The organism is Flavobacterium sp. GNP008 (assembly GCF_056428965.1).
The window spans coordinates 519,509-542,327 of record NZ_JBWJVL010000002.1; the positions used below are offsets into that span (position 1 = coordinate 519,509).

The window sequence follows — 22,819 nt, forward strand, 5'->3', positions numbered from 1 at the left end:
TACAAGCTTTACAATTGCAAAAATAAATTAGCGGTGTTGGTCAATTAAAATAACATTTCCATCTGGGTCAGTGATCATAAAGCCTGCTGGGCCAGACGTTTTCTCATCTACTTCAGGATCTATTTTTAGACCTTTGCTTTTTAGTTCTCGTTGAATTGCTCTAACGTCTTCAAAATCTGCTATATTGTTAGCATTTTCATCCCATCCAGGGTTAAAAGTCAAAATATTATTCTCAAACATTCCCTGAAAAAGTCCGATTAATGAATTATCATTTTTCATGATGAGATAATTTTTTTCTAAACCTCCAGCAAATACTGAAAATCCCAAATTCTCATAAAATTGTTTAGATACTTGAATGTCCTTTACATTAAGACTCACTGAAAATGCTCCTAATTTCATATTCTTCACTTTTTTAATGTTGTTTTTATCTTTATCCTGTTCCATCGCAATTTTGTTATCATTTTTATTTAAAACTAAAGTGTTAACGTAGAAGCCTATCCCAAATGACCCCAAAAACCCTATAATTATTAATATATTTTTTTTCATGGTGTTTTATTAAAAGGTAATAATTTAGTTAATTATGCATACAAATAAGAGTCTCTAATTGAATAGATTTACAATCCCTACACTTCATACATTTACAATAATTTTATAACGTTTGTGCTTTCCTTCACCTAACTGTTTGATCATTTTCATCCGTACTTCGTTTCAATTAGATTAATAAATAAAAGCTAGATGCTCGCACTCTTATTAAGTAATATTTTGAAAACAGAAACAATTTCAGTACTACAGAAAATGTTGAGGTATACTTACATTTAATTAGTAATAACAATATTAACAATGGAAAATAGTTTAATTATACAATATTTGACTGATATTATGTAACTCTTTCGGGGAACAAAACAGTAAACTTTGTTTCCTGACAATAAAGTCATTTTATAAAAACAAAAATAATGAAAATAAACAAATTTTTTCCAATCATTGCAATAGTATTAATGGCATTGCTGTCTAGTTGTGACCAAACAAATGACAATACTACTTCTTCCGGAACTTCAGCTTCTTTAACTGCTAAAATGTCCTCTAACATTGCTCCAACAGGTAAATCAGTCGATGCTTCAGAAAAAGTTAGCTCATTAAGTGCCGTTAATCTTGGAATTGCAGGAGATTTTACAATTCTTTCAAAAACTGGAATTACAGATGTTTATAAATCAACAATTACAGGAGATATTGGTTCCAGCCCAATTACTGGTGCCGCTATTTTAGTTAAATGCGATGAAGTTCTAGGAACAATCTATTCAACTGATGCTACCGGACCACTACCGTGTAGTATCACTAATGCTACACGATTAACTGTTGCTGTTGGAGATATGGAGACTGCTTATACAGATGCTGCTGGAAGACCAAACCCTGATTTTTTAAATTTAGGAGCGGGAAATATTGGAGGAAAAACACTTACTCCAGGTTTATATAAATGGTCAACTGCACTTAATATACCTACAGATATCACTATTTCAGGTAATGCAACAGATATTTTTATTTTTCAAGTTGCTGAAACCCTTAAAGTAAGCTCGGGTGTTAAAATCAATTTAGCGGGAGGTGTACAAGCCAAAAACATTTTCTGGGTAGTTTCAGACGCGGTTACATGCGGAACGAGTAGCCATTTTGAAGGAACAATATTAGGAATGACGGGTATTAATTTGCAAACCGGAGCAACAATCAACGGAAGAATGTTAGCACAAACTGCTGTAACTTTACAAATGAATACAGTGACACAACCCAAATAATTAAACGAATAGATTTATGAGTAAGCTGTCCAAAAGTAATTTTGGACAGTTTTTGTATTTATAAAAAAGAATTGAAAACGTATAATATTTATGATCTGATGAAAACAAGGATACACACCTAAAAAATCCTATTTATTTTTAGATTATTCTATTTTCTCATTTTTATAAGGCACCAATAATTATTCATTCCAATTATTCTCGCAAACTCAAGAGAATGGTATCCGTGTCCTTTTACGTTTTATCAATACATCCCTAAAACGGGAACCGTAACTGATAAAAACACACAATGTAAAGCCTTACGCGTAAAGAGATTACGGAGAACGAGGCACGCCTAAATGCAAACCAAAATAAAACAAAAGTGAATTGCGATTTTATGAAATGTAGCATAAATATGTTAAAAAATTATCATAATATTAGCAGGTAGCCGTTGCAAAAAAATGTAATTTGGCACTTTAATTTACTTCTTTCGAATACTTATTACTACAACTTATGGATAAAATAAAAATACTTTGGGTCGATGATGAAATCGATCTTTTGAAACCACATATCTTATTTCTGGAAAAGAAGAATTACGAGGTAACGACCTGTAACAATGGGCTAGATGCCATTGGAATTTTTGAGGAGAACAACTTTGATATTGTTTTTCTTGATGAAAATATGCCTGGGATGAGCGGATTGGAAACCTTATCAGAAATGAAGGAGAAGAAGTCTTCGATTCCCATGATTATGATTACTAAAAGTGAGGAAGAATACATTATGGAGGAAGCCATAGGGTCTAAAATTGCCGATTATTTAATCAAACCCGTGAATCCAAACCAGATTTTGTTGAGTTTGAAGAAAAATCTGGATCATTCCCGATTGATTTCGCAAAAAACAACGCTGGATTATCAGAAAGAATTTAGAAAAATTACCATGGAAATGGCAATGGTGAATTCTTATGAAGATTGGATTGAATTATATAAGAAATTGATTTTTTGGGAACTGGAATTGGAAAATATTGACGATCAAAGCATGGTTGAAATTCTTGAATCCCAGAAAACAGAGGCTAATTCACAATTTGGAAAATTTATTGAGCGTAATTATGAGGATTGGTTTGCTTCGCCTGTTCGCCAAGGCTCGAGTGCACCAAAAGCCGATAAGCCTGTACAATCGCATACTTTATTTAAAGAATTAGTACTTCCTGAACTCCAGAAAAAAGACAAACCTATTTTATTTGTAGTCATTGACAACTTGCGTTACGATCAATGGAAAACCTTTGAAAGCGTAGTGGGAAATTACTATAAACTGGAAAAAGAAGTACCCTACTACTCCATTCTACCTACGGCTACACAATATGCAAGAAATGCTATTTTCTCCGGCTTAACACCGCTGGAAATGGAAAAACAATTTCCTCAATATTGGAAAAATGACCCAGAAGAAGGAGGTAAAAACCTTTTTGAAGCTGAATTTTTGACCGCGCAATTAAAACGATTGGGTTTAAATATCAAGGAAGATTATTTCAAAATCACGAATCTTGCAGGCGGTAAAAAGTTAGTTGAAAATTTTAAATCATTAAAAAACAACGACTTAGTCACTGTGGTTTATAACTTTGTGGACATGCTTTCTCATGCTAAAACAGAAATGGATGTTGTTAAAGAACTTGCTTCTGATGATAAAGCGTATCGATCGCTGACGTTGAGTTGGTTTAGGAATTCTCCGCTGCTGGAAATCATTCAACAAGGTCAAAAAATGGGTTTCAAATTGATTTTGACTACTGATCACGGAACGATAAACGTAAAAAATCCATCAAAAGTAGTAGGTGATAAAAATACAAGTTTGAACTTACGATATAAAACAGGACGCAGTTTGACCTACGAACAAAAAGATGTATATGCAGTGAAAGAACCAAAAAATGTTGGATTACCTACCATAAATATGAGCAGTTCTTATATTTTTGCAAAAAATGATTTATTTTTGGCTTACGTCAATAACTACAATCATTATGTGAGTTATTATAAGAATACCTATCAACATGGTGGAATTTCATTGGAAGAAATGATTATTCCATTTTTAGTTTTTAACCCGAAATAAGAGATATCTGTTACCCATTTTTAGGTTTAAGTACAACCTAAATTTTAAACTTTAAACAAATTTTACAGAATGAATATCATTTTTTCTATCGACCAGCTCGAGGAAGTAGCCGAAAAAATCATAGCATTAAATCCGAATAAAATTATTCTTTTTCATGGAGAAATGGGTGTTGGAAAAACGACTTTGATTAAACAATTATGTAAAACATTAGGTGTGAAAGGGGCTACAAGTAGTCCAACTTTTTCTTTAGTTAATGAATATGAAACTACTACTAATCAGTTAGTTTATCATTTTGATTTTTATAGATTAAATGCTGAAGTAGAAGCTTTAGACATGGGTGTGGATGATTATTTGTATTCCGGGAATTGGTGTTTTATAGAATGGGCAGAAAAGATACCAAATTTGATTCCTGAAACCCATTCAGTACTAACTATTGTGCTGCTTCCTGACGGAAAACGCGCTTTAACCTTAAGTTAAAAGTAATTATGAATGTAGACAATACCGTAGAAATTATCCCTTTTACAATAGATTTAAAAGAGTCCATAAAAATCTTGAATCTGGAGTGGTTGAGAAAATATTTCAAGGTGGAACCCAAAGATGAAATTGTACTTTCGGATCCGCAAGGTCAAATAATAGATAAAGGTGGAATGATTTTTTATGCAAAATATAATAATGTCATTGTAGGCACCGTTTCCTTAATAAAAATAGATAACAATAGCTATGAATTAAGTAAAATGGCCGTAACAGATAACCTTCAAGGTTTGGGTGTAGGAAAAAAACTACTGTTGCATTGTTTTACTATTGCTGAAGGAAAAGAAATTCAAAAACTGATTTTATATTCCAATAGGAAATTACTACCCGCCATTCATTTATATAAAAAATTTGGTTTTGTAGAAATCCCTTTAGAAGATGGCGTTTATGAAAGAGCCGATATAAAGATGCAACGTAACATATTATAATAATCAATCATTAGTACTACTGAATATATCAAAATGCTAATTGTACTTTTTATAAAACTTTTTACGTAAATTGTACCCTTAATATAATAACATCAATGTCAATTACTATAACTCCGTTTACAAAACAACAGCTATTGCCTCAAGAGGAAAAACTGGAGATTGCAAGACAAAAAAGTGAACTTTTTATTGGGATTCCTAAAGAAACTAGTTATCAAGAACGTCGTATTTGCCTTACACCAGATGCTGTAAATTCATTGACATATCATGGTCATAGGGTGATGATAGAGGCAGGAGCAGGATTGAGTTCTAGTTACACCGATAAAGAGTATAGTGATGCTGGTGCCGAAATTACTAATGACACCCAAAAAGTTTTTAGCTGTCCGATGGTATTGAAAGTAGAGCCTGCAACGCTCTCTGAAATTAAAATGATGAATCCACAGACAATTATTCTGTCCGCAATTCAATTAAAAACCAGAAAAAAAATATATTTTGAGGCGTTAAGCAAAAAGAAAATTACCGCCCTAGCTTTTGAATACATTAAAGATGAGGATGGTACCTATCCCGCAGTGAAATCCTTGAGCGAAATAGCCGGTACGGCTTCTATTTTAATTGCCGCAGAATTGATGATAACCAATGAATTTGGAAAAGGATTGTTATTCGGGAATATTACTGGCGTTCCTCCTACTGATGTGGTTATTTTAGGCGCTGGAACAGTTGGTGAATTTGCAGCCAAAACAGCCATTGGCTTGGGTGCTAATGTTAAAGTTTTTGATAATTCCATCACTAAATTACGCCGACTTCAAAATAATTTAAATCAGCGCATTTTCACTTCTACGATTCAACCTAAATCTTTATTAAAAGCCCTAAGACGATGTGATGTTGCTATTGGTGCTATGCGAGGCAAAGAACGTTGTCCCGTTATTGTAACAGAAACTATGGTAGAACACATGAAACACGGAGCCGTAATTGTAGATGTTAGTATTGATACCGGAGGCTGTTTTGAAACTTCTGAAGTCACATCTCATGAAAAACCAACCTTTATCAAATACAATGTAGTTCATTATTGTGTCCCAAACATTCCTTCTAGATATTCTAAAACCGCATCGTTATCCATCAGCAACATAATCTCTCCTTACTTGATGAAAATTGCCGAAGACGGTGGTATTGAAAGAGCCATCCGATGTGATAAAGGATTAAAAAATGGGGTTTATATGTACCACGGCATCCTGACAAACAGCGCTCTTGGCGATTGGTTTGATTTGCCCTTCAACGACATTAATTTAATTGTTTTTTAAGAAAACTTTCTTCTACCTTTGCCAAAAATATAATTCATGAAGTTTATACATCGTTTTGCCTATTATTTAGTAGGTTTAGTAATAGGATTGTTCTTTGTAGCATTAGTCTTTAGTGGAAAAGATACCCGTTGCAATTATTTCCCCAATTCAAGAGTTTTGAATGATTTAAGAAACAAACCTTTTTATTACTCTGATAAAGCTTCCCAAATATTAGCAGAAAAATGGATTGACACTTCCGATATTAAAAACACACTACAATTTGGTGATGTTGATTTTGATAAAAGCAATATCGAGATCAAAAAAGGTAAATTGTATATCATCGAAGGAAAAACAATCAAAAACCAAGAAGTAATTTTAAAAATAATTAATTATTCTGACAAAGCGGTTTTGGAAGATATTATAAAAAAATAGATCTTGTAATTGGTGTTTATAATATAGGACTGTCATACTTTTTTTAATTTAGGCGTACCCATAAGTAAAAACTTTGTTTGTTGCTGTCGTTCCCACTTTTTTACAGTCTGAAACACCTCTCAAAAAAACTCCATTTCCATTACTTACGCAATATGTTATAAAACAAGTATTTATATTTAAGTATCACGATTATTGCAAAGCAAGCCAGTTAATCATTCCTATTCCATTATTTTTTAAATACGCATTCGTTTTACTAAAATGGTTGTTACCAAACCATTTACCTTGATTTGCACTCATAGGTGAAGGATGCCCGGATTCTAAAACCAAATGTTTGTTTCGATCTATCTTAAGACCTTTTTTATGGGCGAAATTACCCCAAAGCAAGAAAACTACATGTTGATTCTCTTCCGAAATTTTCTGAATTACAGTATCGGTAAAAATATTCCATTTTAAATGTTTATGACTGTTGGCATTGTCTTCCCTAACCGTTAAGGAAGCATTCAAAAGCAACACGCCCTGTTTTGCCCAAGATTGTAAATTACCGGAAACGGGCAAAAAAATAGTTCCTAAATCTTCACTCATCTCTCGAAAAATATTACGTAGGGAAGGCGGAATTCGAACGCTATCATTCACAGAAAAGCACAAACCATTGGCTTCCCCTTTCCCATGATACGGATCTTGACCTATAATAACTACTTTTGTATCTTTGAAACTACAGTAATTAAAAGCCGAAAAAATTAATTCTTGAGGAGGATAGCACAGATGATTTTTATATTCTTCATTAACCGTTTCCATTAAATCCTTAAAATAGGGTTTCTGGATTTCTTCAGATAGAATGGATTGCCAGGAAGAAATAAGATTGATTTGCATGTAATTTATTTTGTGGTAAAGTTCGCAAAGTTTTTCGCAAAGTCGGCTAAAAAATTAATACATTTCACTGTGAATCTTTGTAACTTTGAACCTTTACAACTTAGCTCCTAAAATGATATCTATCACCGAAAAAACATTACAAGATTTACAATTTCCTACAGTTCTCGAAACCATTTCGACAATTTGTAATACCGATATTGGACAACAAAAAGCTCTAGAAATAACTCCTTTTAAAGATAAGGAAACATTGATGCAAGCATTGATGCAAACATCTGAATATGTTTCGTCTTTCCAAAATAACAATGCCATTCCCAATCATGGTTTTGATGCCATCACGCACGAGATAAAATTTCTTGCAATAGAGGACAGTTTCTTAGAAGTGGGCAGTTTTCGAAAGATTGCCACTATTTCTTCAACGGTAAATTTCCTTTTGATTTTTTTGAGAAAATTCGAGGATTATTATCCAAATTTAAATGTAAGGGCGAACCAAGTTGAACTTACTAAAGAAATCATAACGATGGTCGATGAAGTCGTTGATAAATATGGTGAAATAAAAGACAATGCATCGCCAGATTTATTGAATATTCGCAGGAATATGAATGCGGTTCGAGGCAAAGTCAATCAAAGTTTTGGATCTGCGTTGACGCAATACGCAGCTTTGGGATATTTAGATGACATTAAAGAAAGTTTTGTACAAAACAGGCGCGTTTTAGCCGTTATGGCAATGTACCGTCGTAAAGTAAAAGGTTCTATTTTGGGTAGTTCTAAAACCGGAAGTATCGCCTATATTGAACCTGAAGCTACCTTACAATATTCCCGCGAGTTGAGCAATTTAGAATATGAAGAAAAAGAAGAAATTACCCGAATTTTAAAACAGCTGTCCAATTATATTCGTCCTTTTTTACCATTATTGATTCAATATCAGGATTTCCTGAGTGATATTGATGTAATCGCTGCTAAAGCAAAATACGCCAACCGAATTAACGGAATTTTGCCAACAATTACCGAGGAACGTCGTGTTTATTTTAGAGATGCGTACCATCCTATTTTATATTTGAATAACAAACATAAAAACGAAGTTACACATCCACAGACTATTGAACTCAATCAGGAAAGTAGAATTATTGTAATTTCCGGACCTAACGCAGGAGGAAAAACCATCTCCTTGAAAACCGTTGGATTATTGCAACTGATGCTACAATCCGGTATGTTAATTCCGGTTCATGAACGCAGTGAAACCTTTTTATTTGATAGGATTCTAACAGATATTGGAGATAATCAATCTATTGAAAATCATCTTAGTACCTACAGTTACCGATTAAAAAACATGAACTACTTCTTAAAGAAGTGTAATAGAAAAACGATGTTCCTTATTGATGAATTTGGTACGGGTTCAGATCCTGAATTGGGAGGTGCTTTAGCCGAAATTTTCTTAGAAGAATTCTACCATCGGGAAGCTTTCGGGATTATTACAACCCATTATTCAAACCTAAAAATCTTGGCTAACGAATTGCCTTATGCCACCAATGCCAACATGCTTTTTGATGAAAAATCATTAGAGCCCATGTATAAATTGGCATTAGGTCAAGCGGGAAGTTCCTTTACTTTTGAAGTCGCTTTGAAAAACGGAATTCCATTTAGTTTAATCAATCGAGCCAAAAAGAAAATTGAAGTTGGAAAAGTACGTTTTGATAAAACGATTGCCACACTTCAAAAAGAGCGCTCAAAGATGGAGAAAACCTCGCAAACACTCAAAGAAGAAGAAACCAAAGCGCGAGAAGAAGGAAAGAAAATGGAGACTATCAATGTAAAAATCAAACAAAAACTGGAAAGCTATCAGGAATTATATGACAGCAACCAGAAAACAATTTACATTGGTCAAAAAATTGAAGATATTTCGGAGAAATATTTCAATAATAAGAATAAGAAAGAATTGCTTGGTGAATTTTTAAAAATTATTGAAATAGAAAATTCAAAACGCAAAAAAGCCACTGTTAAAGAAACCAAAGCACTGATAGAAAAGAAAAAAGAAGTAATTGAAGAAGTAACAGTTCAGGTTGAAGAAATTAGAAAAGAAAAGAAAGAGAAGAAATTAAAAGTAGTAGTTGAAAAACCTAAACCAATCTTAAAAGTAGGTGATCGTGTGCGAATGTTTGACGGGAAAGCGATAGGAACGATTGATGGTATTGAAAAAAACAAAGCAACCGTAAATTATGGTGTATTTACTTCAAAAGTAAGCCTAGAAGCACTAGAGTTTGTTGAAGCAGGAAAAAAATAAAGTATGTATCGATCATTATCTAAGACGGCAATCACATTAACAAATATATGAATTAAGCAATAAGGTCCGATTGCTTATTCCTTACACTACCCTAAAATAAGAAAATGCTAAACCTCCCTAAAGATAAAAAAATAATACTTTTTGATGGTATTTGTAATCTCTGCGATTCAGCAGTACAGTTTATTATTAAACAGGATACAAAAGATGTTTTCAGGTTTGTTGCTCTGCAATCAGATTTGGGTCAAAAAATAATCATTCACTTGGGAATTGACATCAAAAAAACAGATAGTATTATTCTTTATCAACCCGGTTTTGCATATTTTCATAAATCAGAAGCCATAATTGAAATTGCAAAATATTTAGGTGGACTATTTTATTTTGCTACTTTGTTTTCAATATTACCCACCTCATTCAACAATTTTATTTACGATTTTATTGCAAAAAACCGCTATAAATGGTATGGTAAAAAAGAAAATTGCCTGATTCCTAACAAAGAATTAAAAGCTAAATTTTTAGAATAAAATACCAATTATGATAATTATCATTTCTTTTATCTGGTTAGAAGTTTAAATTTGAATAATCTTAAATTTAATAATTCATGAAAGACACTTCACTCTTTTCTTGGGATAACGGTTCCTTTATAATGATTGTAGTATTTGGCTTAGTAATCATAGGACTGGTTGCCGCGGTTTTAATTATGATGAATTCCGATAAAAAAATAAAAAAATAATGCAAAAAAAAGAGGATGACCAATGGACATCCTCTTGCTATTATTGAAACAATTAGGATTTAACTTCTAATTAATTTTCTATATTTCAATCTTTTTGGAGTTAAATCACCCCCTAAACGTTTTTTCTTATTCTCTTCATATTCCGAAAATCCACCTTCAAAATAATATACTTCAGAGTTTCCTTCGAAAGCTAGAATATGTGTACAAATTCTGTCCAAAAACCATCTGTCGTGAGAAATTACTACTGCACAACCGGCGAAATTTTCTAGACCTTCTTCTAATGCACGAAGTGTATTGATATCTAAATCATTTGTTGGCTCATCCAGCAAAAGTACGTTCCCTTCTTCTTTCAAAGTCATTGCAAGATGCAAACGGTTGCGTTCCCCACCGGAAAGCATGGACACTTTTTTGTTTTGTTCTCCACCACCAAAATTAAATCGTGACAAATAAGCTCTTGAATTTACTTGCTTTCCCCCCATCATAATTAATTCCTGACCGTCAGCGAAGTTTTCCCAAATTGATTTGTCTGGATTAATATTCGAATGGGCTTGATCTACATAAGCAATTTTTACGGTATCCCCAATTGAGAACTCTCCTGAATCTGGCTTTTCTTCTCCCATTATCATTTTGAAAATTGTTGATTTACCAGCACCATTCGGCCCAATAATTCCAACAATTCCAGCTTGCGGTAATGTGAAATTTAAATTATCATACAATAATTTATCTCCAAATGCTTTAGCAACATTTTTGGCTTCAATAACATTCGTTCCTAAACGTGGACCATTTGGAATATAAATTTCCAGATTTTCATCCAATTGTTTTTGGTCTTCATTCAGCAATTTATCGTAGTTCTGTAAACGCGCTTTTTGTTTCGTTTGACGGCCTTTGGCACCTTGACGAACCCAGTCCAACTCCCGTTCTAAGTTTTTTCTACGCTTCGAAGCTACTTTTTCTTCGAGTGCCATACGACTTGATTTTTGGTCTAACCAAGAAGAATAGTTCCCTTTCCAAGGAATTCCTTCTCCTCTATCTAATTCTAGAATCCAACCGGCAACGTTATCCAAGAAATACCTATCGTGCGTTACTGCAATTACAGTTCCAGCATATTGTGCCAAATGTTGTTCTAGCCAAAGTACACTTTCGGCATCTAAGTGATTCGTAGGCTCATCTAGAAGCAAAACATCCGGTTGTTGCAACAACAAACGACATAAAGCTACTCGACGACGCTCTCCACCCGATAAATTCTTAATTGGCGTATCACCTTCCGGAGTACGCAAAGCATCCATGGCTATTTCAAGTTTGGTATCAATTTCCCAAGCGCCCAATGCATCAATTTTATCTTGCAAAAGTGCCTGACGATCCATCAACTGCTCCATTTTATCAGCATTCTCATAGACTTCAGGCAAACCAAAACTATCATTGATTTTATTGAATTCATCTAAAACTGCCATTGTTTCAGCAACTCCTTCTCTGACAATTTCGATAACAGTTTTACTATCATCTAAAATAGGTTCTTGTTCTAAATATCCTACTGTATAACCCGGTGCAAATACCACATCACCTTGGTAATTTTTGTCAACACCGGCTATAATTTTTAATAAGGAGGATTTTCCAGAACCATTCAAACCCAAAATACCAATCTTTGCTCCATAAAAGAAACTCAAGTAGATGTTTTTAAGGACTGGTTTATCTGCTCCTTGATACGTTTTGCTCAATTTTGACATTGAGAATATCACTTTTTTATCGTCTGCCATTTTTTTTAATTTAAAATTATTTCTATTCTGCCATTAAGGCTCGTTTCTCAATTTGTACACCTACTAGACTCTTCCTTTAAGGGAACTAAAAACCCAAGCGTTAGCCAAAAAACCCACACCCACAGCAGCAAATCCCCATCCTGCTACGTCATCATATCTAAATGCACCTAATGCAATCAGCAATAAACCCATTACGATCATAATTAAAGTAGCCCAACCTAAAATAGTATTTTTATTCATTGACATAGTCCTGGTATATATTTTTAAATCACCAATTTTTGGAATACAAATATCGGAAATTTTGCCTTTTAATTAAATATTTTATAGAGCATTTCTCGTAATAAGTCAGATTGAGACATCGCATTAGCGCCAACACCTTTACTCTTAACATCAATATCTCTTATAGCACCCACAATTTGACTTACTTTTTTCATGGGATAATTTTTTAAAGCCACATCATATTCTTTCAGAAAAAAAGGATTTACCCCTAGTACTGCCGCCACATTTTTTGGATTCCTATCTTTCAATCCATGATACTTTAACAATTGAATAAAAAAACCAAAAACCAAACTTGTAGTTACTACCATTGGATTGTCTTTTGGATTCTGAGCAAAATTTTCAGCAATCGTATAGGCTTTTAATTGGTTGCGTTCTCCAAGTGCTTTTCGCAATTCAAATACATTAAAATCTTTACTAAAACCTATATTTTCCTCAATATGTTTGGGAGTTATAGTTGTTCCTATTGGCAAAACAATCTGTAGTTTCTCCAATTCATTGTTTATTTTACTTAAATCTGTACCAAGGAACTCTACCAGCATTGCGGTAGCCTTAGGTTCAATTGTATATTTTTTTCCTGACAAAACACGTTTAATCCACTCTCCCACTTGGTTTTCATAGAGCTTTTTACTTTCATAAACCACACCATTTTTGGCAACTAGCTTAGTAAGTTTCTTTCGTTTGTCTAATGTTTTATATTTATAGCAAAATACCAAAACCGTTGATGCCATTGGATTTTCAGCATAATTTTCCAGTTTGTCTATGGTTCTGATTAAATCCTGTGCTTCTTTTACGATTATTACTTGTCGTTCTGCCATCATTGGATAGCGTTTGGCAGTCGAAACAATATCTTCTATGGTAACATCTCGCCCATATAAAACCGTTTGATTGAAACCTTTTTCCTCTTGGGTTAGTACTTTTTTCTCAATATAATCCGATAGTTTATCAATATAATAGGGCTCTTCTCCCATCAAAAAATAGATGGGTTTGATGTTGCCACTTTTTATATCATTTACAATTTTTAATACTTCGTCCATATTCGCTATTCTCTTTTAATCTATTATCTAAAAGCCTTACTTTTGCTGCATGCAAAAATTAAATTTTCAACTTTACACCTTTCGGTTCAAAAATAGCGAAAATAAAGTCTCCATTTTTGATGAAATAAGGAAAAAATTTATCATTCTCACGCCCGAAGAATGGGTTAGACAGCATGTTGTTCAGTTTTTATTAGATGAAAAAAAATATCCAAAATCATTGATTAATGTAGAAAAAGTACTAAAAGTCAATGGCTTGCGCAAAAGATATGATGTAGTGGTTTTCAATCCTGATGGTTCAATTTTCATTTTAATCGAATGCAAAGCACCTGAAGTTAAAATTGCACAAGCAACTTTCGACCAAATTGCCCGGTATAACATGACGATGAAAGCGCAATTCCTGATGGTGACTAACGGATTGAATCATTACTTTTGTCAAATGGATTTTGAGAATCAGAAATACCAGTTTTTAACTGAATTACCAATGTACCAAATCCAATAATCAAATTTTAAAGATGAAAATAGCTGTTGTTATCCTGAATTGGAATGGAATTTTATTGTTGGAAAAATTTTTGCCATCAGTGCTGAAATATTCTCCAGAAGCCACCGTTTATGTTGCGGATAATGCCTCTACAGATGCTTCTATTTCTTTTATAAAAACATTTTTCCCATCAGTTAAAATTGTTGAAAATGAGCGTAATTTGGGTTTTGCAAGTGGGTATAACGCGGCATTAAAAGCTATTGATGCTGAAGTTTATGCTTTGGTTAACTCGGATATTGAGGTTACTGAAAATTGGTTGCAGCCCATTATTAAAAATTTTATAGAGGAACCAGATACAGCTATTATCCAACCTAAAATACTGGATTACAAACGCAAAGAGTATTTTGAATATGCTGGTGCTGCCGGAGGATTTATTGATCAATACGGTTATCCCTATTGCAGAGGTCGTATTTTTGATTCTTTAGAAAAAGATAACGGACAGTATGATACTAATTGTGAAATCTTTTGGGCTTCCGGAGCTTGCTTTTTTATACGAAGTACCGTTTATAAGGATTTAAAGGGTTTTGACGATGGCTTTTTTGCACATCAGGAGGAAATTGATCTTTGTTGGCGGGCTTTTAATAAAGGTTTTAAAATAAAATACAACTTCCAATCGGTTGTTTATCATGTAGGCGGGGCGACTTTACAACAAGGAAATCCAAAAAAAACATATTTAAATTTTAGAAATTCATTGTTGATGCTGACTAAAAATCTTCCTGAAAAAAAATTATATACGATTCTTTTAGCACGAATGGTTCTCGATGGCATTGCAGGTCTGCAATTTTTAGTACAAGGAAAATCCAACCATTTTGTGGCAATACTCAAGGCTCATTGGTCCTTTTATATTCGTTTTGTTCAGTATTATAAAAAAAGAGACGAATTTCAAAATCTTGAATACTATAGTGTAAAAAGTATCGTTTACTTCTATTTTATTAGAAAAATCCTCGTATTTAACGATTTATTTAGATTTAAATAAATTTTAAAAAACTAACTTTGTTTTTTAACCTTTAATACTAAATTCAAACAATTCATGAAAAAAATCGTAATTGCCTTATCAGTAATGGCTCTTTTAACTTCTTGTGTTTCTAAAAAGAAATACACGGATTTAGAAACTAGAAATAAAGAAACCCAAGATTTATTAAATACTGCAACTGTAAAATTAAATTCTTGCTTAGAGGAAAAAGCAGGTTTTGCGGCAACAGTGGCTGCTTTAAAAGAACAAAATCAAGGCTTAATTAGTGTTTCGAAAGACATGACGGTATTGTCGACTAAGGGAGCTCAAAATATTGAAAAAGCATTAGAATCTATCAAAGAGAAAGATTTAAAAATAAGTAGAATGCAAGATGCTTTAACTAAAAAAGACAGTGTTACCCTTGCATTAGTAACTAGCTTAAAAAGTTCAGTAGGAATATCTGATCCAGATATTGAAATAAATGTTGAAAAAGGAGTAGTTTTTATCTCTATAGCAGATAAATTATTATTCAAAAGTGGTAGTTATGAAGTAACAGACAGAGCTAAAATGGTTTTGGCTAAAGTGGCTAAAGTTGTTAATGACAAACCTGATTTTGAATGTATGGTTGAAGGACATACTGATAATGTTCCTTACAACGGTTCAGGTGTATTACTGGACAACTGGGATTTAAGTGTAAAACGTTCAACTTCTATAATCCGTGTATTAACGAATCAATTAGGTGTTAAACCAGAACAATTAATTGCTGCAGGTAGAAGTTCTTATATCCCTTTAGTTGCAAATGATTCTGCAGAAAACAGGTCTCGTAACAGAAGAACTCGTATTGTTGTTTTACCAAAAATTGATCAATTCTATGAAATGATTGAAAAAGAAATGAAAAAACAAAGACCGTAATTTCAGATTATTTTAAAATATTAACGCCTCGAATCATCGGGGCGTTTTTTTTTGTATTATTTTGTCTAGTCCTGAAATAGTAATATAAAAAAAGCAGGTCAATTGACCTGCCGTTATGTATCCTCAATTTTTCTTTAACAACCAATTAAATATAATTAAGAATATCATGCATATGTGTTGTAATTGTTGAAATCATAAGTAAATATAGAGATTTATTATAACTCACCAACAGTTTTGCTAAAAATTTAAATTTTACAAAATATCCAGACTTCCCTTACCTTCTCTTATCACTATGGGTTCATCTCCCGATAAATCAATAATTGTGGAACCAATATTATCCCCGTAACCTCCATCAATAACTACATCCACCAGGTTTTGCCATTTATCAAAAATCAGTTCAGGATCAGTTGTATATTCTATTACATCATCATCATCGTGGATGGATGTCGAAACAATTGGGTTTCCCAGCTGCTTAACGATTTCTAAAGCAATTGAATTATCAGGAACTCTTATCCCTACAGTTGTTTTCTTTTTAAACTCTTTGGGTAAATTGTTATTTCCGGGCAAAATAAAGGTATACGGTCCTGGCAATGCTCTTTTTAAAATTTTAAAAGTAGACGTGTCTATTTGTCTCACATAATCTGATATATTACTCAAATCATGACAAACAAAAGAAAAATTAGCTTTGTCTAACTTTATTCCTTTTATTTTGGCAATGCGTTCTAGTGCTTTTGTATTTGTAATATCACAACCCAATCCGTATACGGTATCCGTAGGATAAATTACCAAACCTCCATCTTTTAAAACCTTAACCACTTTGGCAATTGCTGCTTCGTTTGGTTTATCTTCATATATTTTTATAAATTGAGCCATTTTTTTAAATTAAAGTTAAACACATTTAAAGTTTAAAAGTACAGGTAACAGACAACTTAAAACCTAAACTCAAAACAAATTTTTTATCCTATGATATCCAGTTTTGCAAATCGCAATAATAATTTCTTTATTCCACCAACTTCAAATTTGATTTCTGCTTTTTTATCCGCGCCAGCTCCTTCCATATTCACTACTTCACCTTTGCCAAAACGTTCGTGCATTACAATATTTCCTGCAACCAGTTTATTGTCAAATAAATTCGCACTACCGCTTGAAGTTACAGTATTCGTTACAGGTTTCAACTTACGAATATTTATATCTGATTTGGGTTCATTATCATTATTATATTTGGCAGGCGGTGTTCCACTAGCAGGTTTGGCCAAACGCAATTTCGATTTGTCCACATCACCAAAAATATCACTATCAATCATGGGCTTATACCGATAATTTGATTCTGTGGGAGTGAGATATTCTAAATACTGTCCGTCAATTTCTTCAATAAAACGCGAAGGTTCACTATCCGTCAATTTACCCCAACGATAGCGAGATTGCGCATACGTCAAATAAGCTTGATGTTCCGCACGTGTAAGCGCCACATAAAACAAACGGCGTTCTTCTTCAAGTTCACTTCGGGTACTCATACTCATTGCACTAGGAAACAAATCTTCCTCCATACCCACTACAAAAACATGTGGAAATTCCAGCCCTTTTGCCAAATGAATCGTCATTAACGCCACACGATCTTCATCACTAGTGTCTTTGTCTAAATCAGTTGCTAAAGCCACATCTTCCATAAACTCAGACAAGGCACCACGAGCACCATCAATTTCTTTTTGACCTTCAGTGAAATCCTTGATTCCGTTTAATAATTCCTCAATATTTTGAATTTTTGCCATCCCTTCGGGAGTAGCATCTTTCTTCAATTCCTGAACTAATCCTGTTTTTTTAGCAACATGATCCGTTATGTAAAAGGCGTCCTGATTTTCATTAATCACCTGAAAACTTTGAATCATAGTAACAAAATCCTGCAATTTTTGTTTGGTTCCTGAATTCAGTTTTAAGTCAATTTTATCAATATTTTGCATCACTTCAAATATTGAACGCTTGTAATGATTGGCGGCAATGGTTAACTTCTCTACAGTTGTATCTCCAATTCCACGAGCAGGATAGTTGATGACACGAACTAATGCTTCCTCATCTTTTGGATTGATAACCAATCGCAAGTAACACAAAACATCTTTGATTTCTTTCCTTTGGTAAAAGGACAAACCACCATAAATTCGGTATGGGATATCTCTTTTACGCAATGCATCTTCCATAGCACGGGACTGCGCATTGGTTCGGTACAAAATAGCAAAAGCACCATTATGCAATTGGTTTTGCATTTTTTGTTCGAAAATGGTACTGGCTACAAAACGGCCTTCTTCCGCATCGGTCATGCTACGGTGCACTTTAATTTTTGGACCAAAATCATTGGCAGTCCAAACTATTTTATCCAGCTTTACTTTATTTTTATCGATAATAGTATTGGCCGCTTCCACAATATTTTTTGTTGAACGATAGTTTTGTTCCAATCTGAAGGTTTTTACTCCTTCATAATCTTTCTGAAAATTTAAGATATTATTGATATTGGCACCACGAAACGCATAAATACTTTGCGCATCATCTCCTACCACACAAATATTTTGAAATTTATCAGACAAAGCCCGAACTATCAAATATTGAGAATGGTTTGTATCCTGATACTCATCTACCAGAATATAGCGAAAACGGTTTTGATATTTAGCCAAAACTTCCGGAAAGCGCGTCAGTAATTCGTTAGTTTTCAGTAACAAGTCATCAAAATCCATCGCTCCGGATTTAAAACATTTATCAACATAATTTTGATAGATCTCTCCCAATCGCGGTTTTTTAGCCATCGCATCCGCTTCTTGCAGTTCTGGATTATTGAAATACGCTTTTACTGTAATCAGACTATTTTTATAACTGGAAATTCTGCTTAAAACTTGTTTAGGCTTGTATACATCCCTGTCCAACTGCATTTCTTTGATTATTCCAGAAATACAACGCAGTGAATCTTGAGAATCATAAATTGTGAAATTTGAAGGATATCCTAAATGATCCGCTTCAGAGCGTAAAATGCGAGCAAAAACAGAGTGAAACGTACCCATCCATAAATTTTTGGCCTCGCTGTTTCCTACAATATCAGCAATACGCTTTTTCATTTCCCGTGCTGCTTTATTGGTAAACGTAAGCGACAAAATACTGAAAGGGTCAACGCCCAGACTCATCAAATACGCAATTCTTATAGTCAATACGCGTGTTTTTCCTGAACCCGCACCTGCAATAATAATCATGGGGCCGTCTTTTTGGAGAACAGGTTCTCGTTGTGCTTCGTTAAGTTGATCGATATATTTATGCATGAAAATTTTATCTAATTGTATGCAAAAATAGCGATTTTGAATGAGGTTTTAAGTACCAAAAAGCAAGAAACGGTTAATTCACTTTACTTTTGTATTTGATAAAAGATTCTGTCTTTTTATTTAAAAAATACATCGTAAGCAAAACGTATTAAAGTACCAACCACCACTATCAAAAAGAAAATCCGAATAAAACTATTCCCTTTATTAATGGCTAATTTAGCACCTATCCAGCCGCCAAGAGCATTACTGGCAGCCATAGGCAATGCAATAGCCCAGATGATTTTTCCTTTTAAAATAAACAAACAAATAGAGCCGAAATTTGTCGCCAGATTCACCATTTTGGCATTTGCAGAAGCATGTAAAAAATCAAATCCCATAATGGCAATAAAAGCGACCACCAAAAAACTACCAGTTCCAGGTCCTATAAATCCGTCATAAAGTCCTACCACAAAACTAATTCCAATTGCATTTAGGATTTGTGTACTTGCAGAATGATTTTTTTCAATGTGTTGTCCAAAGTTTTTCTTAGCGTATGTGTAAATCACTAAAAAAGAAAGCACCACCAGTAATAATGGTTTCATGAAATCATTACTTACATACGTCAACAAAGTAGAACCTAAAAATGCTGATGGAAAAGCCAAAAGCATCATGATGCTTAATAATTTCCAGTTCATATCAACTTTCTTGAGATACTGATACGCTGCAAACGAAGTTCCACTGAATGCAGGAACCTTTAAAGTTCCAATTACCGTTGAAACAGGAAGATTTGGCAATAAAATAAGACCCATCGGCGTTTGTATCAATCCTCCACCACCTACAATTGCATCAATAAATCCTGCAGCAAAAGCCGCTAAACAAAGTAAAACCAATACATACGTCTCCATCGTGATAAGCTATTTTGAATTTTATAGTTATGTTTTGCAAAAATACTATTCAGATTGATGCATTGCTATTAATTTGCAATTGATTTATACTCAAAAAAGTATATTTTTGTTTTAAAATTTTCAAATTAAAATGGATTCAACAAAAATTATAGAAATTCTGGCCTACACAATACCGTCATTAATAACTGGTGGAGTTGCCTATTATCTATTTAACTCATATTTCAAGGACCAACAAAACACAAGACGCTGGTTGTTACAAAAAGAGGCTCAAAAAGACGCATTACCCATACGCTTACAAGCCTACGAACGCATGGCATTGTATCTGGAACGTATCAATCCTACCAAATTATTGATCCGAATTGTACCGCTTTCCAATGATAAAAACGATTATGAAAATCTTATAATTGCCCAAATTGAACAGGAATTTGATCATAATTTAGCACAACAGATATACATGACTGATGAATGTTGGACAATTATTGTCACAGCAAAAAATGCTACAATCCAAATGATTCTAAAAGTTAATAGGAGTGATCGTGTTGACAATGCCGATAAATTGCGTGAAGTACTTTTGAAGGATTTAATGGAGAAACAATCCCCAAGCAATGCTGCTTTGGCATATATCAAAAATGAAGTAGGACAATTGTGGTAAAAATATTGACACTAGTAATTGCTATTCCTTCAATAATCGATTTAATTGATAGTGCTCCAATTCATTTAAATGGGGAAGTATTTTTTCCAAAGAACCTCTTATTACCGGATTTTTCAATAGTTTTCTAATGTTATCTCTACCAAATTTTGAAAATTGCCACATGTGATGGGTAGTTGCATTGACCAAATTTTCTAAAACAAGGTCATTTATCATTTTGAAAACGAGCAATTTCTCCAAAGCATTTTGTCGTGTATTCGCTTCATAATTAATCGATGTATACTGTGTTAATTCGTTAACCAATACTGCTTTATCTGTAACATAATTAGGCGTTGATAAAGCAAGTGTCAACCACAAGGTTCTTAAATTATAATCATTGAAGCCCATCCAGTTTTTTGATTTATCTAAATATAGAATGCGTTGCTCTGGAAAATTATTCCACAAATTGTACAGTGCTATTTCTTGGGTTTGATACGATTTGTCTCCTAATAACGTTTCATATTGTATTCTGAATCTTTCTGGAATTTCATTCAATGCGGCTGCTACTGTTTGACGTAATTTTATATTTTTACTTTCTAAAGCCAATGTTAAGAGCGATTCTTTCTCTTGAAAACGGTCCTCTTTTAATTGGTTTACAACTGCTTCTTTTACAGAAAAATGCACTTCAGACCGCATTGTTTTTTCAAACAAATCTTTTTTCTCTGACAGTGGTTTGTTTTTCAATTTATCTACTTCAAATAATGTTTTAATTGATCTATTTTTAAGTAATAAACTATTGGCTTGTTGCGTATTAAAAACACTTGATTCAAGCCATACTTTACTAAAATTATCCAAATCATAATCTGATATTTTTTTGATTTCTGCAAAGAAATCTGATGTATTTACACTTTGAAACGCATGTTTTTTCAGATAGTTTTTCACTGCTTTTTTAAACACCTTATCTCCTATTTCTTCGTGTAAAACAAAAAGTGCCCAAGCGCCTTTTTGATAAAAAGTCAATGAACTGGCTTTGGCATTCAAAACGGGAATCGTATCCGTTCGAGAAGCGTATTTTAATTGTTGCGCCGAATCATATAATTTCGAATAAAAATAATCTTCCCCATAAATTTCTTTTTCGGCGAGTAACGCATAATAGGTTGCAAAACCTTCCTGCAACCAATGGTGTTTTCCGGTTTGGGCAGTGACCATATTCCCAAACCATTGATGGGCTAATTCGTGTGCATTGACATTTGTGTAACTTCTGTCCTCAAAACCTGTTGAATCAACCACATAACGCATGTTGAAAAGCGTTGCCGATGTATTCTCCATTCCTGCATACAAGAAATCCCGAACTGGAACTTGTTTGTAAATTTCCCAAGGATACTTTACTCCTATTTCTTTTTCTAAAAAATCAAACATCTGTTTTGAATCCCTATAAGTCGGTTCAAATTTGGCACTATCTTTTGGTTCCAAATACATTTCTAAAGGAATTCCAGATTTTGATTTTTGTGTTTCTTTTTTAAATTTCCCGATGGCAAGCATCAATAAATAAGAACTCATCGGTTTTTGCATTTGGTATTGCCAAACCGAAAGTCCATTAAGCTCTGATTTAAATTTTAACGTTCCATTAGAAATTACCTGATAGTTTTTATGATATGCAATATTTAAATTGAAAACTACTTTTTCATTCACATCATCAAAACTCGGAAACCAATGACTAGTATATTTTCCTTGTCCCTGTGTCCAAATTTGTACATTATCATTTGCCTGTGAGCCAACAAAATACATCGTTTGTTTTGGCTTAGCCAAAAACTGAAAAGTCAGGTTGTTTTTTCCTTTTTTAAATGGAAAAATAATTTGCAATTGTTTTTGTGTATTGATGTAATTAAGCGATTTTCCGTTCAGTTTCAAATCAGAAAATTCCATATTTTGAGCATCAATTTTAATGGTATCAATAGATTTCAAAACGTCAAAATCATAATCGACATTTCCTGAGACTATCTTTTCAACCGGATTTATGGCAATTTTTCCTAAAACCGATTTAAAATCAACAAATTGGGTTTGTTGGGCAAATGTAAACGTGGAAATAAAAAAGAATAGGTATTTCATTATTAGGGCATTTAATGCTACGATTTCCAAAGTTAC

General features: G+C 33.3%; 22 protein-coding genes. 13 read left to right on the forward strand and 9 right to left on the reverse strand.

The annotated features are described in order from the left end of the window. Positions 1-27: 27 nt before the first annotated feature. Positions 28-399 (reverse strand): VOC family protein, encoded by a 372-nt coding sequence (locus AC0608_RS08640; RefSeq protein WP_478288889.1) that lies wholly within the window; start codon positions 397-399, stop codon positions 28-30. A 554-nt stretch (positions 400-953) separates the two neighbouring features. Here AC0608_RS08640 and AC0608_RS08645 point away from each other — a divergent pair. The 6 genes from AC0608_RS08645 (at position 954) to AC0608_RS08670 (ending at position 6,519) form a co-directional block, all read left to right on the forward strand. Continuing rightward, positions 954-1,784, forward strand: coding sequence for an ice-binding protein (locus AC0608_RS08645; protein ID WP_478288781.1), 831 nt, complete (start codon positions 954-956; stop codon positions 1,782-1,784). Positions 1,785-2,273: 489 nt separating this feature from the next. Beyond that, complete coding sequence (gene porX / locus AC0608_RS08650; protein WP_478288782.1) at positions 2,274-3,854, forward strand: T9SS response regulator signal transducer PorX; 1,581 nt, start codon at positions 2,274-2,276, stop codon at positions 3,852-3,854. A 69-nt stretch (positions 3,855-3,923) separates the two neighbouring features. Then, positions 3,924-4,331 carry a tRNA (adenosine(37)-N6)-threonylcarbamoyltransferase complex ATPase subunit type 1 TsaE gene (gene tsaE, locus AC0608_RS08655; protein ID WP_478288783.1) on the forward strand — a complete coding sequence of 136 codons (408 nt, stop codon included), beginning with the start codon at positions 3,924-3,926 and terminating at the stop codon, positions 4,329-4,331. An 8-nt stretch (positions 4,332-4,339) separates the two neighbouring features. After that, complete coding sequence (locus AC0608_RS08660) at positions 4,340-4,813, forward strand: GNAT family N-acetyltransferase (protein WP_478288784.1); 474 nt, start codon at positions 4,340-4,342, stop codon at positions 4,811-4,813. Between the two features lie 95 nt (positions 4,814-4,908). Continuing rightward, positions 4,909-6,108, forward strand: coding sequence for an alanine dehydrogenase (locus AC0608_RS08665; protein WP_417960087.1), 1,200 nt, complete (start codon positions 4,909-4,911; stop codon positions 6,106-6,108). 36 nt (positions 6,109-6,144) lie between these two features. Next, the gene (locus AC0608_RS08670) at positions 6,145-6,519 is read left to right on the forward strand and encodes a DUF4258 domain-containing protein (protein ID WP_417960088.1); all 375 of its coding nucleotides are present in this window, start codon (positions 6,145-6,147) and stop codon (positions 6,517-6,519) included. A gap of 189 nt (positions 6,520-6,708) precedes the next feature. On the opposite strand, the gene ung is transcribed toward AC0608_RS08670, so the two are convergent. Then, positions 6,709-7,389: a uracil-DNA glycosylase gene (gene ung, locus AC0608_RS08675; protein WP_478288785.1), complete on the reverse strand. Its 681-nt coding sequence runs from the start codon at positions 7,387-7,389 to the stop codon at positions 6,709-6,711. A 112-nt stretch (positions 7,390-7,501) separates the two neighbouring features. Here ung and AC0608_RS08680 point away from each other — a divergent pair, with 112 nt between their 5' ends. The 3 genes from AC0608_RS08680 to AC0608_RS08690 all read left to right on the forward strand — a co-directional run bounded on the left by AC0608_RS08680 (position 7,502) and on the right by AC0608_RS08690 (position 10,397). Then, positions 7,502-9,667, forward strand: a complete 2,166-nt coding sequence (locus AC0608_RS08680; protein ID WP_478288786.1) for an endonuclease MutS2 — start codon at positions 7,502-7,504, stop codon at positions 9,665-9,667. Positions 9,668-9,771: 104 nt separating this feature from the next. Continuing rightward, complete coding sequence (locus tag AC0608_RS08685) at positions 9,772-10,188, forward strand: thiol-disulfide oxidoreductase DCC family protein (RefSeq protein ID WP_478288787.1); 417 nt, start codon at positions 9,772-9,774, stop codon at positions 10,186-10,188. A gap of 77 nt (positions 10,189-10,265) precedes the next feature. After that, positions 10,266-10,397, forward strand: coding sequence for a hypothetical protein (locus AC0608_RS08690; RefSeq protein ID WP_417960092.1), 132 nt, complete (start codon positions 10,266-10,268; stop codon positions 10,395-10,397). Positions 10,398-10,456: 59 nt separating this feature from the next. On the opposite strand, the gene ettA is transcribed toward AC0608_RS08690, so the two are convergent. The 3 genes from ettA to holA all read right to left on the reverse strand — a co-directional run bounded on the left by ettA (position 10,457) and on the right by holA (position 13,464). Further along, on the reverse strand, positions 10,457-12,151 hold the full coding sequence (ettA, locus tag AC0608_RS08695) for an energy-dependent translational throttle protein EttA (RefSeq protein ID WP_417960093.1): 1,695 nt from the start codon (positions 12,149-12,151) through the stop codon (positions 10,457-10,459). A 63-nt stretch (positions 12,152-12,214) separates the two neighbouring features. Beyond that, positions 12,215-12,397, reverse strand: a complete 183-nt coding sequence (locus AC0608_RS08700) for a CAL67264 family membrane protein (RefSeq protein WP_417960094.1) — start codon at positions 12,395-12,397, stop codon at positions 12,215-12,217. Between the two features lie 62 nt (positions 12,398-12,459). Further along, complete coding sequence (gene holA, locus AC0608_RS08705) at positions 12,460-13,464, reverse strand: DNA polymerase III subunit delta (RefSeq protein WP_478288788.1); 1,005 nt, start codon at positions 13,462-13,464, stop codon at positions 12,460-12,462. 49 nt (positions 13,465-13,513) lie between these two features. On the opposite strand from holA, the gene AC0608_RS08710 reads away from it, so the two are divergent. The 3 genes from AC0608_RS08710 to AC0608_RS08720 are packed head-to-tail and all read left to right on the forward strand — an operon-like array spanning position 13,514 to position 15,866. Then, on the forward strand, positions 13,514-13,963 hold the full coding sequence (locus AC0608_RS08710) for a type I restriction enzyme HsdR N-terminal domain-containing protein (RefSeq protein ID WP_417960096.1): 450 nt from the start codon (positions 13,514-13,516) through the stop codon (positions 13,961-13,963). Between the two features lie 13 nt (positions 13,964-13,976). Further along, a complete protein-coding gene (locus AC0608_RS08715) occupies positions 13,977-14,978 on the forward strand; it encodes a glycosyltransferase family 2 protein (RefSeq protein WP_417960097.1) in 1,002 nt (333 codons plus the stop codon). A gap of 54 nt (positions 14,979-15,032) precedes the next feature. Next, positions 15,033-15,866: an OmpA/MotB family protein gene (locus tag AC0608_RS08720; protein ID WP_417960098.1), complete on the forward strand. Its 834-nt coding sequence runs from the start codon at positions 15,033-15,035 to the stop codon at positions 15,864-15,866. 252 nt (positions 15,867-16,118) lie between these two features. Here AC0608_RS08720 and AC0608_RS08725 read toward each other — a convergent pair whose 3' ends face one another. The 3 genes from AC0608_RS08725 to AC0608_RS08735 all read right to left on the reverse strand — a co-directional run bounded on the left by AC0608_RS08725 (position 16,119) and on the right by AC0608_RS08735 (position 20,046). Beyond that, positions 16,119-16,739 (reverse strand): L-threonylcarbamoyladenylate synthase, encoded by a 621-nt coding sequence (locus AC0608_RS08725; RefSeq protein ID WP_478288789.1) that lies wholly within the window; start codon positions 16,737-16,739, stop codon positions 16,119-16,121. A gap of 83 nt (positions 16,740-16,822) precedes the next feature. After that, complete coding sequence (locus AC0608_RS08730) at positions 16,823-19,162, reverse strand: ATP-dependent helicase (RefSeq protein WP_478288790.1); 2,340 nt, start codon at positions 19,160-19,162, stop codon at positions 16,823-16,825. A 116-nt stretch (positions 19,163-19,278) separates the two neighbouring features. After that, a complete protein-coding gene (locus tag AC0608_RS08735; RefSeq protein WP_478288791.1) occupies positions 19,279-20,046 on the reverse strand; it encodes a sulfite exporter TauE/SafE family protein in 768 nt (255 codons plus the stop codon). Positions 20,047-20,176: 130 nt separating this feature from the next. Here AC0608_RS08735 and AC0608_RS08740 point away from each other — a divergent pair, with 130 nt between their 5' ends. Then, the gene (locus AC0608_RS08740; protein WP_478288792.1) at positions 20,177-20,698 is read left to right on the forward strand and encodes a DUF7935 family protein; all 522 of its coding nucleotides are present in this window, start codon (positions 20,177-20,179) and stop codon (positions 20,696-20,698) included. A gap of 21 nt (positions 20,699-20,719) precedes the next feature. Here AC0608_RS08740 and AC0608_RS08745 read toward each other — a convergent pair whose 3' ends face one another. Then, entirely contained in the window at positions 20,720-22,783 is a 2,064-nt protein-coding gene (locus AC0608_RS08745) for a M1 family metallopeptidase (protein WP_478288793.1), read from the reverse strand. Positions 22,784-22,819: the final 36 nt, after the last annotated feature.